This window comes from Enterococcus raffinosus, assembly GCF_018917525.1.
Taxonomy (GTDB): Bacteria; Bacillota; Bacilli; order Lactobacillales; family Enterococcaceae; genus Enterococcus_A; species Enterococcus_A raffinosus_A.
The window spans coordinates 49987-65464 of the sequence record NZ_JAHLOS010000007.1 but is presented as its reverse complement, the minus strand read 5'-3'; the positions used below and the strand labels follow the sequence as shown (position 1 = coordinate 65464).

The following is a 15478-nucleotide window of genomic DNA, read 5'->3' as shown; positions in this document are numbered from 1 at the left end:
GACACTGTTTCCTTTTTTAGAAGGAATATGTCCGTTTTTTTATGGAAAAAAAATATTTTGAATAAACGGACATTTTTAAGGTAAAAGATGATACCTTATGAAGTGGTTAGTGCAATGAGTATATCAGTTATTAACGATAAAGTTGCTTTACTATACTTTATTTTTTACTCGAAGGCACTCTATATCCTATAAAATATGGATTTTTTGCACTAGAGTAAGTGCAATCATTTCATATTGTTGAAGGAGAAATAAATGACTATAGTTAAACGTGTAAGGAGAGAGCATCATGCAGCAGATTACGAAACGACAGATCCAAGTATTGCTTCAATTGCTTGAGGATTCGCAACCGGTGACTACAAAGGAATTGGCTACTCAGCAAAATGTAAGCGTACGCACAATAAAATATGATTTGGACACGATTCGTTTGTGGCTAAAGGCGCGAAATCAGGATTTGACAAGTAAAAGAAGCCAAGGTGTTTGGTTGACACTAAGCGATTCTGAACGAATCAAGCTGAAAAGTGAGCTGATGGATGTTGACCGTCTGGAATTGTATGCCGATCAAACCTTGCGACTGGACCGCCTAAGTATTTTTTTGATGCTGACAAATCAAGCAATCACCTCTTTTGAATTGGCGGAGCGTTTGATGGTCAGCAAGGATACGGTTCTTAACGACTTGGAGGTTTTGGAAAAACGTCTAACTGATCAGGGAATGACGCTTGAACGTTTGTCCCGCAAAGGTTTTTTGATCACAGGTCCTGAGCATCAGGTTCGATTGTTGATTGAAGAAGTACTGCAAAAGGACTTAACCGATTATGACATCTACAAAATTATGGATTTACTTTTACAGAGTGAAAAAAAGGAAGGCTATGAGCTTTATTCAGCCAAAGGCACAGCTTTTCAAGAAGTTTTTAATCAGGTTCTTGCGGACATGCGACAGTTATTGAAGCAGATCGATACGGCGGAGTTAAATTACGCGGAACTGCTGAACATGCTGATACGAGTAGCGATCGCCACAATACGACTGCAAAATGAATATACGATTGGCCGTTATCAATTGCTGAACGATCCAAAAGAGCATCAGGAACTCTCTTACTTATTGATGCAACAGGTCTTTGCACATTACCAGCTGCCGCTATTTGAGGATGAATATCGCTACATCTACAGCGATACCTTCGAAAATGATCTGCAGCAGGATGTGATGGTGTTGACCGAGAATTTGATTCAGAAGGTGAGTAAAAAGATCAACTATTCCTTTTTCAATGATCCACAGTTGCTGAATAATCTCTATGCACATTTATCGATGCGATTATCTCGTAAACAAAAATTCGTCAATGAATACAATCCGTTCAAGGATGACATCAAGGCAAAGTATCCTGAGCTGTTCGATGCGATTGAAATGGTCGTTCGACGTGAGATTCGAGGGAAAAGCTTGCTGATCAATGATTCGTTTATTGCTTATATCGCCTTGCACTTTCTCGTGTCTTATGAAAAGGCGGCGGACATGCGCAGTGTTCGGGCGGTCTATGTTTGCTCTACTGGCTTAGGTGTAACGAGTTTGATTAAGCAGAAAATATCAGAAGAGCTTTCGAATATCGAAATCGCAGCGTTTGCTTCGGTGCTGAATGCAAAGGAAGTCATTAAGCAAAAAGAGCCTGAATTAGTCATCAGCATTTTTCCAATTGAAGGAATGGATTGCGAGTTTATCAAAGTGCATCCGTTACCGACGAAGCAGGATTTGGAAAAGATTCAACAAGCAGTCAAAAAAATTCTGAGCCAAACACCGCAACACGGTGTCAGAAAAGTGAGATGGGAGCCGGCAGGAAATCGAACGTCATTAGAAGATTTCAGTAAGGAATTGATTTTACAGGCATACACAATTTACGAAAAGCTATTGCTCCTATTCCAAGAGCAGCTAAACCAAGAGTATCGTGAAGCGTTCTTATTGCATGTCTTTCTAATGGTCCATCGAATTACCTTTGATCAGCAATATATGATGGAAGGAAATAAAGTGGATGAAGTGTTACCAACTTCTACATCATACAACAAACAGATCGAGGAGCTGTTTGCCGAACACAACTTAGCGATTAATCAATCAGAAATCACAGCACTATTTGCGTATATCAAAGGAGGAAATGAATGACCGTGACTGGAGAGGCGTTACAAATTATATCAACTAGCGAATATCAACAAGAATTAGAAGAATTGATTGATTGGTTAAAAAAAGAACTTGCATTAGTGAAAATTGAACCTACTGAGCTGCAATGGACAATTCTAATCAATCATTTGAATGAAATGTTGAAGCGCTCAAAGGAACAGGAAACAATTCCAGAGGTTGATCCAGAAATGTTCAGTGAAGTATCAAAAGAAGCATTGCAGTTAGCAGACGGCGTTGTAAGAAAAATCGATAATTTATCCCAAGATGAGATGTATGTTTTATCGATCCATTTTGAAACAGCCAAACAAAATGAACTTTAGGAGGAAATATAAATGATCACAGTAGTAATTGCAGACCGTATGGGCAAAGGACAAAACGTAGCAAAAGGGGTAGAAGCAGCAGGCGGAAGAGCAGTCGTTGTTCCAGGAATGGGCGCAGACATGCGTTTAGGCGATGTGATGCAGCAGGAAAACGCGGACATGGGGATTTCATTCTGCGGTAGCGGCGGAGCAGGAGCGCTGACAGCTTCAACGAAGTACGGTTATCCAGAACGGCATGGCATGCGCTCCATCGAAGAAGGCATCACAGCGATCAATGATGGCAAAACGGTTTTAGGTTTCGGTTTTATGGATCAGGAAGAATTAGGCAAACGTTTAGTCGAAGCCTTTGAAAAGAAACACAATTAGGGAGATGAGTAAATGAGTATTCAAGATTGCCAACAAGTCATCGTGACAGTCGAAGGCGAAGGGGATTCTAAGCAGCACGCGTTTGCTAGTGCGCTGGGTCAAATCCAAAAGAAGATGATGCAGGAATCAGAAGTGATTTTACGAATTGAACCGATTGAAGTAGAAGTGATTAAAGCGATCGAAAAGACGTATAAGGAACGCTTTCTCTTTTTCTTCTTTCCAAGAAAAAGAACGAGCTATCATGTGGAATTGGAAGTAACGGTCAGTGTAACAACGCTTCAAGTTGGTGAAGTAGAATTTACCAAGGAAATGACAGATGATCCTGATGGTATTCAAATTCCTGTTATTTCCAAAAAAATATAAGGAAAAATAGAAAGGAAGTAAAGAAGTGGAGTTTACAGTTATTTTAATTAAATCAATTATCATTGGCGGCTTGCTTGGGTTTTCAGCTTCTATGGGAGCAGCGCGGATGTTTCATGCTCCAAGTACGCAGGGCTTGGGAGCCTTTCGTACATTGGGAGAAATGAACGCGTGTATGGGAGATCCAGCATCGCATTTCTCATTTGGACTAGGCTTTTTCTTCAACGCTTGGGCTTCGACTGTTGGAGCAGGCGCATTTACACAGGATGTTACGCATCGGATTATTCCCAATTGGGCAGCTTCGGTCTTATTAGCGAAAAATAAAAATGTTTCAGAAACGATGCATGATCCTAGGAAAATGGGCTTTGTTGGTGCTGTTGTCGGAGCACTTGTTGTTGCATTTTTAAATTCAACTGCTGCAGCTATTCCAGAAGCTTTGCAGGTAACAGCTGTAGCCGTATTGGTCCCAGCGGCCACCACCTTGATTAATGTTGTTATGCCAGTCATTTTCTGGTTAGCTGCACTAGACGCAGGAAAACGTACGGGTTTCTGGGGCACGTTATTTGGCGGTATTGCACAATTGATTATGGGGAATGCCGTTCCTGGCGTAGTATTAGGTATCCTGATCGGTAAAGGCGTCGATGAAATCGGCTGGTCAAAAGTAACGAAGATGATGATGGGTGCAATCATCTTGCTATTTGTTTTGAGTGGTTTCTTCCGCGGGTTCGATTTACAAGTCTTGGAAAGTTTCAAACTACAAGCACCAAACTGGTTAGAAAATATCCATAAAATGCTTGGGTTGAGTTAAAGTATTTTTGAATTGTGAGTTAGTTAAAAAATTGTTGAAAAGAGTAGAAGATAGATTGAAATATGTGATGAGAATCATATTTTTTACTGAAAAGTAATTTATTAATCAGGAGGGAAATACATGGATAACACAGAGGAATTGGAAAAAGAACAAGCAGTGCTTTCTGAAGAGAAAAAAGCGAAAAGCTTCTGGTATGCGGATTGGGCATTTCCGATCACCGTAGGAATCATGGCAGCGGCGGTTTTTGCTGGGACTCATATGTATGTCGTACACGGAGTAGGAGCTTTTAATGAAGTGTCAATTGTTGCGATGTTGAAGGCAGGATTAGATGGCGGCTCATATGGAGCAGCGGCGGCATTTGGTGCAAGCTTTCTATTTGCACGTATTCTGGAAGGTTCTTTGGTAGGGATTCTGGATTTAGGCGGATCTATTTTAACGGGGATCGGTATCGGAATTCCGGCGATCTTCTTGAGTATGGGGATTCGCGCACCAATCGATAACTTTGCCTTGTCGCTGATAACAGGTGCTGTTTTAGGGTTATTAGTTGGTGGCGTGATTATTTTGATTCGTAAGTTCACCATCAATCAGGCGAACTCAACCTTTGGTGCTGATGTGATGATGGGTGCTGGCAATTCTTCAGGACGTTTCTTAGGACCACTGATTATTTTGAGCGCTTGTGGTGCTTCAATTCCGATTGGGATTGGTGCAACATTGGGAGCATTAGGATTTTACGCTTGGAAAAAACCTATAGCTGGCGGTGCGATTCTTGGAGCGATGGTACTTGGTACGATCTTCCCAGTTGCATTGCAGTAGAAAGAAGGCCAAAGGATGTTTGATTTATTAGTCAAAAATGGGAAACGTATCAATGGGGAAAAAGTCGAAGTAGCAATCAAAGATGGTGTGATCTTAAATGTAGACACCACGATTGAAACCCCCGCTGAAAAAATAATCGATTTAGCAGGAGAACATTATGTATCCGCCGGTTGGATTGATGATCATGTTCATTGTTATGAAAAAATGACACTTTATTATGATTATCCGGATGAAATCGGTGTAACTAAAGGTGTGACAACCGTGATTGATGCTGGAACGACCGGTGCAGAAAATATTGGTGATTTTTATGAGTTGTCTAAAAAGGTCAAGACCAATGTTTACGCACTCATCAATATTTCAAAATGGGGTATTGTTGAACAAGATGAACTAGCTGATTTAACGAAGATTCAGGCGGATCTTGTACATGATCGATTGGTTGAGCTTCCACAATTTATCGTAGGAATCAAAGCGCGAATGAGTAAGACCGTTATTGGTGAAAATGGGATTACACCGCTGGAATTAGCAAAAGATATTCAGCGAAAGAATCAAAACCTGCCATTAATGATCCATATCGGTTCAGCGCCGCCAGAGCTGCAGGAAATATTAGCAGTATTGGATGAAGGCGATGTGTTGACTCATTGCTTTAATGGCAAACCGAATGGGATTTTGGACAAAGAGACAGAACAAATCAAGGATTTTGCCAAAGCAGGTTATGAAAAAGGCATCGTTTTTGATATTGGTCACGGTACGGATAGCTTTAACTTTCATGTTGCAGAGACTGCGCTAAAAGCAGGGATCAAAGCCACATCAATTAGTACGGACATCTATCATCGCAATCGCGAAAATGGACCTGTCTACGATTTGGCAACAACAATGGAAAAGCTACGTGTGGTAGGATATTCGTGGGAAGAGATTTTGGATAAGGTAACAAATGTACCGGCGCACTATTTCCATTTAGAGAAAAAAGGGAAATTGGCAGCGGGTTATGATGCTGATTTAACGATTTTTGATTTGTCCAACGGAGAAAAGACATTGACCGATTCAAATGGTTTCACTCGTACCGCGAAGGAATTGATCAAACCAGTGAAAACGATTATTGGAGGCACCATTTATGACAATTAGTTATGACAAATTTGGCTTAAAGGAAGTTATCAATGCATCTGGAAAAATGACGATCCTAGGTGTATCAAAAGTATCAGAAAATGTTTTAGCAGCACAGCGCTTTGGCGGAGAACATTTCTTTGAGATGAGTGAATTATTTATTCAGACCGGCGCCTATCTAGCGAAGCTTTTAAAGGTTGAGGATGCGCAGATCGTATCTTCTGCCTCAGCCGGTATCGCACAATCTGTTGCTGCGATTATTGGACAAGGCAGTTTGTATCACGTCTATCATCCTTATACCGATCGGATCAAAAAACGCGAGATTCTCGTGCCGAAAGGACACAATGTTGATTATGGTACTCCTGTTGAAGTAATGGTAGAGCTAGGCGGCGGTGAAGTTGTTGAGGCGGGATATGCCAACGGCTGTTCAGCCGAACAAATGGAGATGATGATTACCGACAATACTGCAGCACTACTTTATATCAAGAGCCATCACACAGTACAAAAAAGTATGCTGACAGTTGCTGATGCTGCTGCAGTTGCTAAGAAATATGGGCTGCCTTTGATCGTTGATGCGGCGGCGGAAGAAGATCTTTACAAATATACTCAAGCTGGAGCAGATTTGGTCATTTATTCTGGCGCCAAAGCGATTGAAGGTCCAAGCAGCGGATTGGTGATTGGCACAGCAAAATATATTGAGTGGGTTCGCTTGCAGGGCAAAGGAATCGGCCGGGCAATGAAGATCGGCAAAGACAATATTTTAGGCTTCACGCAGGCTTTGGAGGATCGCTTGCAGAATGGCAGCGAGTCAGGCGAATCGATGAAACAGCGTCTACTGCCTTTTATTGAAGAGCTTAATAAAATTGAAGGACTCGAAGCCAAAACTGTTCAAGATGGTGCTGGCAGAGACATTTATCGGGCCAGTGTAAAAGTCCAAAATAAATCGGCGAAAGAAGTGATTAACGCGCTAAAAGCAGAAAATCCTGCAATCTATACACGAGAATATCAAGCCAATAATGGCATCATCGAATTTGATATCCGCGCTGTCAATGAGGAAGAACTAGGAAAGATCATTACACGATTAAATGAAATCATGTAGAGATATCAAATCAAATTATAAATTGAAGGAGCAAATCGAAATGTCTTTAACCCCAAATTACTATCAAGATCGTGTTTGTTTAAACGTCTTAGCCAACTCTGTCGAAAATGCTCGTGACTGTTACGAAGCGGCAGAAGGACACGTTGTTTTAGGAGTGCTGTCAAAAAATTATGACAACGATGAAGCCGCGATTGAAGCGATGAAAAAATATCAGGAAGCAACAGAAAATGCGTTATCTGTCGGACTTGGTGCCGGTGATCCAAATCAAAGCCAAATGGTTTCCCGAATTTCTGGCGTGCTGCAGCCGCAGCATGTAAATCAAGTCTTCACAGGTGTCGGAACCTCACGGGCTTTGTTAGGTCAAGCGAATACAGTAATCAATGGACTCGTTTCTCCTTGCGGTAAAGTGGGCTATGTCAATATCGCCACAGGACCTTTGAGTTCTCAAACAGCAGAAGCGATCGTTCCTATTGAGACAGCCATCGCCTTATTGAAGGATATGGGCGGAAGTTCGGTCAAGTATTTCCCAATGAAAGGTCTTGCCCATAAAGAAGAATACGAGGCAGTCGCAAAAGCCTGCGCAGAAAATGATTTCTATTTAGAACCAACAGGCGGGATCGATTTGGAGAATTTTCAAGAGATTGTTAAAATCGCTTTAGATGCTGGGGTAAAAAAGGTCATTCCTCATGTTTACAGTTCAATCATTGATTCCGAAACGGGCGATACACGACCAGAAGATGTCAAAGCTTTGTTAGATATGTTGAAAGAGCTTCTTTAATAGAAGAAACAATGCAGAGCTTATTATATTAGCACAACGCAAAAAGGCAGGAATTCGAAGTTCCTGCCTTTTTGTGTTGTGCTTTCTTTGACGGAGCTTATTTTTGTTCATCCCCTAGTTTTTTGATCTCATCAATCTCCAAATCAGTGATTTCTGCGATTTGTTCAAAGGAAAGGTCTGCTGCTAGCATTTTTTGAGCAATGGTATATTTTTCTTGTTCAATTCCTTCATCTCTCGCAGTTGAAAGTTCGGCGTTTCGGATGGCTTCGGTTTTGTTGATATTCATAATCATCGTCTGTTCGTCCTCCTTTAGCGAATAGAAATCGATTTTACGTTTGGCTTCTTTGAGATAGTCGGGCGCGTCTGGTGTGACTTCGCCGGTTTTTAGAAAATGCTGCCAGTGGCGGGCTGCGCTGGTTTCTTTGATATTCTTATTGGTCAAGCTAAGGAAGCAGAGCATCAGCAATTGTCTGTTTTCTTGACCAATAAAGGGTTCGTGTGTCTGCTCATCCAATAGACGGAAAATTCGCAGTGCCGCTTTTTCACGATCAAATAAGTCAAAATCAACGACATTGATTCCGTACACTGGTCGGAGCGCAGAAAAATTATTATTCTCGATAAATTCCACGGTTTTGGTATTTCCAAAGGGTGAGCAATAGGCCTCTGCCAGATAAAAAAGCGTGCGTTCGTTGAAATATTTATGCTTTTGAATCTGGCATTCAATCGTTGTACAGCTGCCATCGTCTGCTGTAGCCAAGATATCCACTTCGGTCATCCGAAGCGTCAGTTCATCATAATTTTTCTTGTACGTATCAATATGGTAAGGAACTTTTGGTTTCAGAGTCATAAATTCCAGTCCTAATAAATCTTTGACGAAGGCTTTCAGAATGTGCGGAGAATCCTCAGAGGTCAGTAGCTTCTTAAACAACAAATCGTTTGTCGGTAAATATTTTTCCATCGTATCATGCCTTTCTGACAACGTATTGAAAGGCTTTTATCGCCTTTATTATAGCATGTGCGGGAAAAACTCTTCTATAGATAACATACGAATAAATCCTGTTTTTCTCGTACCCGAGATGAGCACAACCTATAAGAAGATTTGACAGCGCTTCAAAAATGATGTAAGTTAAAAGACAACTTGATGAACAAGATTTACATTTGTTCTTATCAGGGATAAAAAATCGAGGAATATTTTTTTTAGCGCAATTAGTGAATTTGTGCACAATCGAATAGAGTAGGAGGAAGCGGAATGATTGAAACTTTTGTATTTTCAAGTGAGAGTATTTTTTTACGGGAAGAAGATCAAACGAAGGTCCATCAATTGCTAGATTATCTGAAAAGTCGAAAACAGCAAATCGGCATGGTTTTCTACGATCAAGAGATGATGAATCGAGTTTTACTGGAGCATCATCTGGCTGACTATTTAGATTTTTCGATCAACGGTGAAAAGGCTGGGACGGTTCCTCATGGATTAGTCGATTTTTTACAGGTGGAGCTGGCGCATCAAAAGGTCAATTTCATCTCTAATTCTCCGGAACAACTGTATGAAGCTAAGGAGTTAGGCTTTAAACCGCTGTATATTGCGGAAGATTGTGATAAGAAAGCTATGCCTTGTCAATCTTTCCGAGACTTCAACCAGTTGCACTTAGGAGTCATCGAAAGTCGCTTTGAGAAGTTAATGTAATACCCAATCGAATCTTTACTCAAGAGTTTTTGACAGTTTTTAAAAGTAGACTGTCAAAAACTCTTGTTTTGTTATTTCGAGCTCTTCAATTAGGTCATATTTTGATTGATAATAAAATTCATTTTTTTAAGATTAGAGATGCTCATCAATATTTCATAATAAAAATAAACAATTTTGGGTAAACGATGATGAGAGCCATTGTGGCTTGGTTTTCAAAAAGAGTGAATAAAACTTTATATTGACAATCTTTTGTCAACTGGTATAATCAAAAAATAAAATATTTTTCGAATTTTCTGAATAAATACACGGAGACTGACTGATTTTAAAATTAGAATCTACAGTTATTTTTTAACCATAATTTAAAAATTAAAAGGTAGGGAGTTAATTATTTTATGGAGAAAGAACTGCTACGGGTCGAAGAGCTTACAGTCAAATTTCGTACCTATAACGGAGAAGTGACTGCCGTAAATAATTTAGAGCTTCTGTTAAATGAAAACGAAACATTAGGGATCGTTGGGGAAAGCGGCAGTGGGAAAAGTGTGACTTCTCTGAGTATCATGGGCCTATTAGATGAAGCAACTAGTACAGTCACTGGAAGAGCTGTGTTTAGAGGTGAAGACCTGATTGCTATGAAGGAGAAGGAAAAGCAGCATTTTCGTGGCAATCATTTGGCGATGATCTTCCAAGAACCCATGACTTCTTTGAATCCGCTTCATAAATGCGGGAAACAAATTGTCGAATCCATGTTGATCCATACAGATATCTCAAAGGCAGACGCAAAGGAAAAAGCGATAGAGCTGTTAAAGCTTGTGGGGATTCCTGCACCTGAACAGCGCTTCAATGAATATCCTCATCAGATGTCTGGGGGAATGCGGCAGCGGGTAATGATTGCGATGGCGCTTGCCTGTGATCCGCAACTGTTAATTGCGGATGAACCGACCACCGCATTAGATGTGACGATTCAGGCACAAATTTTAGAAGTATTAAAGGAATTAAAAGAACGTCTCAAAATGGGAATCATATTGATCACCCATGATTTAGGCGTAGTATCAGAAATCTGTGATCGCGTTATTGTCATGTACACGGGAAAAGTAGTTGAACAGGGATTGATTCGTGAAATATTAGACAATCCTAAGCACCCTTATACAGAAGGCTTGATCGCGGCAATTCCCAATATTAACGATAAAAAGGGGAAGTTAAGCAGTATTGAAGGCATGGTTCCTCAATTGAATGAAATGCCTAAAGGCTGTAGTTTTCATCCTCGCTGTCCTTACGCGATGGCTATCTGTAAGGAGAAACGACCAGCGATTACGACCAGTGAAGATGGACGTAAGGTTCGCTGCTTTAAGTATTCAATGGAAGAAGAGACCGAGGTGACGACGTAAATGATGACGCAAGAACCGATTATTCAAATGGAGCATGTGAAGCAATATTTTGAAATCCGCGACAGTAAAGGTAAAAAGGGTACGCTAAAGGCGGTCGATGATGTTTCCTTAACGGTAAAAAAAGGCGAGACGTTCGGTATCGTAGGTGAGAGCGGGTGCGGGAAAAGTACATTGGGTAAAACTATGTTGAATCTTGGTGCGATCACGGATGGAACGATTATTATTGATGGTCAAGATGTTAGCGCTTTTAAAAATCGGAAAGAAAAAGTAGTCTTTGGTTCAAAGGTCCAGCTTGTGTTTCAAGATCCGTCGGCATGTCTAAATCCGCGGAACAAAATCAGCGGTATTTTGGCAGAGCCCTTCCAGATCCACCATAAGAAAGATATGACGAAAGCAGAGATTGAAGCGGAGATCGATCGTTTGTTGACGATGGTTGGCTTAGCTCCGGAATATAAGCATCGCTATCCTCATGAGATGTCAGGAGGACAAAAGCAGCGAATCGGGATTGCTCGTGCACTAGCCTTGAAGCCAGATATCATTATTTGTGACGAACCCGTTTCAGCGCTGGATGTATCGATCCAGGCACAGGTTATTAATTTGTTGGTAGAGCTGCAAAAGCAAATGGATTTGACCTATTTCTTCATTTCTCATGATCTAGGAGTGGTTTATCACTTGTGTGACCGCATCGCCGTGATGTATTTAGGAAATATCGTAGAATTGGCGGATCGGGATGCTTTATACAATGACACGCTGCATCCTTATACTAAAGCCTTGATTTCAGCGGCACCAACGATCGATAAGGAAAAAATCGACCGGATCGTACTGACTGGTGATGTGCCAAGTCCAGCGAATCCGCCAAAGGGCTGTAAGTTCCATACCCGCTGTCCTTTCGCGATGGAAAAATGTAAAACTGAGGTACCTGAATTATTGGAAGTAAAAGGCAATCATTTTGTGGCTTGCCATTTACATAATAAAGAGGAATAACTTTTAGTAAACATAAGGAGGAGCAAAGGTATGAAAAAAAGGAAGATGTTGTGGAGCGTCATTTGTCTGGCAATGTTGACACTCGCTGGTTGTGGCGGCGGTGGCGGTAGTACAGATGGGTCAAGCGAGGGTGGCGGCAGTGCAGATGGCGATAATACGTTGGTAGTCGGGATGGCATCTGATTTGAAGACTTTAGATCCTCATCATGGATATGAAGTATATGGAAACATGGTGTATTACGCAATGTATGATTATTTGTATCGGACCTATGAATCCTCGACACCAGAGCCTTCATTAGCAGAATCTCACGAAATGGATGATTCACAAAAAGTCCATACCTTCAAGATCAAAGAGGGCGTAAAATTCTCAAGCGGCAATGAATTGACTTCTAAAGACGTGAAGTTCAGTGTGATGCGGACCAAAAATCTGAAGAGTAACACGACGCATCATACGGAAAATGTGGAAAGCATTGAAACACCGGATGATTATACGGTGAAATTCACATTGAAAGAACCAGATGCAGCTTTCTTAGTGAAATTAGCGAATAACTCGTTTGCCATCGTTGATTCAGAAGTTGTTAAAGAGCATGGCGGTACGGATGCAGAGGATGCTTCCTCAAAAGATACGGCTGAAAAATGGTTGAATTCAAATTCAGCAGGTTCAGGTGCCTATGTCTTGGACAAATGGAAACAAAACGAAGAACTTAGTTTAACGAAGAACAAGGAATACTGGGGCGAAGTAAAAAATGATAAAGTCATTTGTAAAGAAATCCCAGATGTAAACACACAGATTCAAATGTTGAAACAAGGCGATATCGATATTGCTTTAGGTATCGGTGTGGATAATGTGTCGCAACTAAAAGACCAAGAAGGCGTGAAGATCAAAAACTATGTTGGTTCAACAACAACGTTCTTATTAATGAATCAAGATGAAGAAATTGGCGGACCAATGGCTAATCCTAAAGTTCAGGAAGCCGTTCGTAAAGCGATCAATTATAAAGAATTACTGAAAATCTCTGGCGATAAAGCTGTGTTGCCGCTTGATATTGTGCCAAAAGGATTTACTGGTGCTTTAGAGAAGGATGAAGATTATCAAGATCTTGATGAAGCAAAGAAATTGATGGAAGAAGCGGGCTACAAAGATGGCTTCGAAGTGAAATTCACAGTTGCCAACTTTGATACAGAAGGGATGTCTTGGACAACGCTTGGTCAAAAAATCAAAGACGATTTAGAAAAAATCGGCATCAATGCCAAGATTGAAACATCTGAGATCGGAGTCGTAATTGATTCTTACCGTGAAGGGAAAGAAGCCTTCTTACTGATGCATTGGCATCCAGATTATATGGAAATCAATAACCAGCTAGTCTTCTTACCAGGCGATACAGTCGGTGAGCGTGCGAAATGGACAGACACTTCAAATACGAAGATGGCAGAATTGAAGAAAACGATTCAAACAGAATCAGACGAAGACAAACGTGTAGCCGCATCAGAAGAGTTGCAAAAATTATTGGCAGATGACATGCCATATGCGTTCTTAGTTCAACATCCGAAAGTATTGGCTTACCGTGATAACTTGAAGGGCGTTAATTACTACGAAGTACAAAAAATCAATTTCCAAGATGTTGGTATCAATTAACCAAAGGGCAAGGGGCAAAAGTGTATGAGGAATATGGCTAGATTTTTATTACGGCGCTTACTATTTGTTTGCTTTTTGATCATTGGGGTGACGTTCTTAGTATTCATGATCTCGCATCTCGTTCCCAGTGATCCGATTGCATCCAATATGAGTCCAAATGCGATGAGCGATCCTGCAGCCGTGGCGGCTTACAAAGCGCGCTGGGGTTTGGACAAGCCGCTAATGGAACAATACTTTATTTATCTAAGTAATTTGTTGCGGGGAGATTTAGGAACTTCGATTCGCACCGGTAATCCTGTTATCAGTGATTTGAAACAGTTTTTCCCTGCGACTTTAGAACTATCCATCATGGCGATGCTGATCGCTGTTCTATTCGGGATCACATTTGGAATCATCTCAGCAGTCTATCGCAACAAGCCGTTTGATTATCTAGTTCGTACGATCTCAATCAGCGGGGTTTCGATCCCGAACTTTTGGTTCGCGCTAGTCATGTTGTTGCTGTTTTATTCCAAATGGCATTTGTTTCCTGGAGGCGGGCGAGTCAGTTCGCGGATTTCAGCACCAACGGGAGGAACCGGACTTTATGTCTGGGACGCTTTGACGAGCGGTAATTGGCCGCTATTCAATGACGCGCTATCCCATTTGATTTTGCCGGCAATCGTTCTTGGCTTCTTTACGATGGGGTTGATCTCACGGCAGACACGCTCGAATCTCTTGGAAGTTTCTTCATTAGACTATATTCGAACTGCTAAAGCGAAAGGACTTTCGCAGCGACAGATCGTCCTGCGCCATGCGTTAGGAAATGCCTTAATTCCTGTAATCACTGTTATGGGAATGGGCTTTAGTAATTTGTTAGGCGGAATGGTCTTTGTTGAAAAAATCTTTTCGTGGCCGGGAATAGGACAATATGCTTATCTTTCAGCTACGACACTGGATTTTCCGGCAATCTGCGGCGTTTCATTATTGATCGCGATGATCAACGTGATACTGAATCTTGTGATTGACATTCTTTATGGGGTCATCGATCCGAGAGTGAGGTACAGCTAATGAAACGACTACTGAAGCAAAAAAACTTTTTATTCAAATTAGGAATCGTCATCTGCATCTTATGGGTGCTCGTTGCAGTTCTTGCTCCGCTGATCGTACCGCGGAATCCCTTGGCACAAGATATGATGGAACGTTTTTTACCGCCAGGCTCAGCAGGCCATTTCTTAGGAACAGATGAGCTAGGGCGCGATGTATTCTCGCGTGTGTTGATGGGAAGTCGTGTGTCGATTACTGCAGGTTTGGTGACGGTCTGTATTACGATCGTTATTGGCACGATTTACGGCGGGATCGCCGGCTATGTCGGCGGCATCATCGATGATATTATGATGCGTTTTGCGGAATTGATTGCGGCTTTCCCACCATTAATTTTAGCGATGGTGATCGCTGCGGCTTTAGGCCCAAGTATCTTTAACTCAGTGCTGGCGATGACAATTATTTGGTGGCCTAACTATGCTCGATTAATGCGTAGTCTCGTCATCACCTTGAAGGAAAACGAGTACATTGTTGCCTCAAAGGTATTAGGAGCGAGTCATTTACGCATCTTGGTCAAGGAAATCGTGCCTAATGCATTAGGCTCACTGTTGGTCATGGCAACTCTGGATATCGGTAATGCCATTGTAACCTTCTCAGGGCTAAGCTTTTTAGGCTTGGGAACACAACCGCCAACACCGGAATGGGGATCTATGGTTTCTGATGGTGTGAGTAATATGAACTATTGGTGGATCTCTACTTTCCCAGGTGTCGCGATCTTCTCTATGTCAATTGGGGCCAACTTTGTTGGTGACGGGTTACGTGATTACCTTGATCCAAAAATCAAAAATAAATAAACTAAGAAGTCTGTTCTATTTTCATAGGACAGGCTTCTTTGCGCAAAAAGTTAAAGTAATTGGCTGCACTGATTCGTAGGTATGATAAAAATACAGTCTAATATATTAACCAAGTT

At 41.3% G+C, this 15478-nt stretch carries 16 protein-coding genes; 15 read left to right on the top strand and 1 reads right to left on the bottom strand.

What is annotated here, in order from left to right; all coding sequences use genetic code 11:
• The first annotated feature begins 286 nt into the window (after positions 1-286).
• From KQI58_RS07010 to dagF, 9 genes are all read left to right on the top strand, one after another.
• Positions 287-2140, top strand: a complete 1854-nt coding sequence (locus KQI58_RS07010) for a BglG family transcription antiterminator (RefSeq protein ID WP_216407727.1) — start codon at positions 287-289, stop codon at positions 2138-2140.
• Positions 2137-2475 carry a PRD domain-containing protein gene (locus KQI58_RS07005; RefSeq protein WP_102872289.1) on the top strand — a complete coding sequence of 113 codons (339 nt, stop codon included), beginning with the start codon at positions 2137-2139 and terminating at the stop codon, positions 2473-2475. Before KQI58_RS07010 ends, KQI58_RS07005 begins: the two co-directional genes overlap by 4 nt.
• 12 nt (positions 2476-2487) lie before the next feature.
• On the top strand, positions 2488-2841 hold the full coding sequence (locus KQI58_RS07000) for a glycine-rich SFCGS family protein (RefSeq protein ID WP_216407725.1): 354 nt from the start codon (positions 2488-2490) through the stop codon (positions 2839-2841).
• A 12-nt stretch (positions 2842-2853) separates the two neighbouring features.
• Positions 2854-3204: a DUF4312 family protein gene (locus KQI58_RS06995; RefSeq protein ID WP_016181016.1), complete on the top strand. Its 351-nt coding sequence runs from the start codon at positions 2854-2856 to the stop codon at positions 3202-3204.
• Positions 3205-3229: 25 nt separating this feature from the next.
• Entirely contained in the window at positions 3230-4009 is a 780-nt protein-coding gene (locus tag KQI58_RS06990; protein ID WP_016181015.1) for a DUF4311 domain-containing protein, read from the top strand.
• A 120-nt stretch (positions 4010-4129) separates the two neighbouring features.
• Complete coding sequence (locus KQI58_RS06985; protein WP_216407723.1) at positions 4130-4822, top strand: DUF4310 family protein; 693 nt, start codon at positions 4130-4132, stop codon at positions 4820-4822.
• A gap of 15 nt (positions 4823-4837) precedes the next feature.
• Complete coding sequence (locus KQI58_RS06980) at positions 4838-5944, top strand: amidohydrolase/deacetylase family metallohydrolase (protein ID WP_216407722.1); 1107 nt, start codon at positions 4838-4840, stop codon at positions 5942-5944.
• Positions 5934-7022 (top strand): DgaE family pyridoxal phosphate-dependent ammonia lyase, encoded by a 1089-nt coding sequence (locus tag KQI58_RS06975; protein ID WP_216407719.1) that lies wholly within the window; start codon positions 5934-5936, stop codon positions 7020-7022. The genes KQI58_RS06980 and KQI58_RS06975 overlap by 11 nt, the downstream gene beginning before the upstream one ends.
• Positions 7023-7062: 40 nt before the next feature.
• Positions 7063-7800 carry a 2-dehydro-3-deoxy-phosphogluconate aldolase gene (dagF, locus tag KQI58_RS06970; protein ID WP_216407717.1) on the top strand — a complete coding sequence of 246 codons (738 nt, stop codon included), beginning with the start codon at positions 7063-7065 and terminating at the stop codon, positions 7798-7800.
• 97 nt (positions 7801-7897) lie between these two features.
• On the opposite strand, the gene KQI58_RS06965 is transcribed toward dagF, so the two are convergent.
• Entirely contained in the window at positions 7898-8758 is an 861-nt protein-coding gene (locus KQI58_RS06965) for an Rpn family recombination-promoting nuclease/putative transposase (protein ID WP_216407714.1), read from the bottom strand.
• Between the two features lie 291 nt (positions 8759-9049).
• Here KQI58_RS06965 and KQI58_RS06960 point away from each other — a divergent pair, with 291 nt between their 5' ends.
• From KQI58_RS06960 to KQI58_RS06935, 6 genes are all read left to right on the top strand, one after another.
• A complete protein-coding gene (locus tag KQI58_RS06960; protein ID WP_216407712.1) occupies positions 9050-9484 on the top strand; it encodes a hypothetical protein in 435 nt (144 codons plus the stop codon).
• 392 nt (positions 9485-9876) lie between these two features.
• On the top strand, positions 9877-10869 hold the full coding sequence (locus tag KQI58_RS06955; protein WP_216407710.1) for an ABC transporter ATP-binding protein: 993 nt from the start codon (positions 9877-9879) through the stop codon (positions 10867-10869).
• Positions 10870-11853, top strand: a complete 984-nt coding sequence (locus KQI58_RS06950) for an ABC transporter ATP-binding protein (RefSeq protein ID WP_437177500.1) — start codon at positions 10870-10872, stop codon at positions 11851-11853.
• 30 nt (positions 11854-11883) lie between these two features.
• Positions 11884-13488 carry an ABC transporter substrate-binding protein gene (locus KQI58_RS06945; protein WP_216407708.1) on the top strand — a complete coding sequence of 535 codons (1605 nt, stop codon included), beginning with the start codon at positions 11884-11886 and terminating at the stop codon, positions 13486-13488.
• A 24-nt stretch (positions 13489-13512) separates the two neighbouring features.
• A complete protein-coding gene (locus KQI58_RS06940) occupies positions 13513-14535 on the top strand; it encodes an ABC transporter permease (RefSeq protein ID WP_216407706.1) in 1023 nt (340 codons plus the stop codon).
• The gene (locus tag KQI58_RS06935; RefSeq protein WP_216407704.1) at positions 14535-15362 is read left to right on the top strand and encodes an ABC transporter permease; all 828 of its coding nucleotides are present in this window, start codon (positions 14535-14537) and stop codon (positions 15360-15362) included. The genes KQI58_RS06940 and KQI58_RS06935 overlap by 1 nt, the downstream gene beginning before the upstream one ends.
• Positions 15363-15478: the final 116 nt, after the last annotated feature.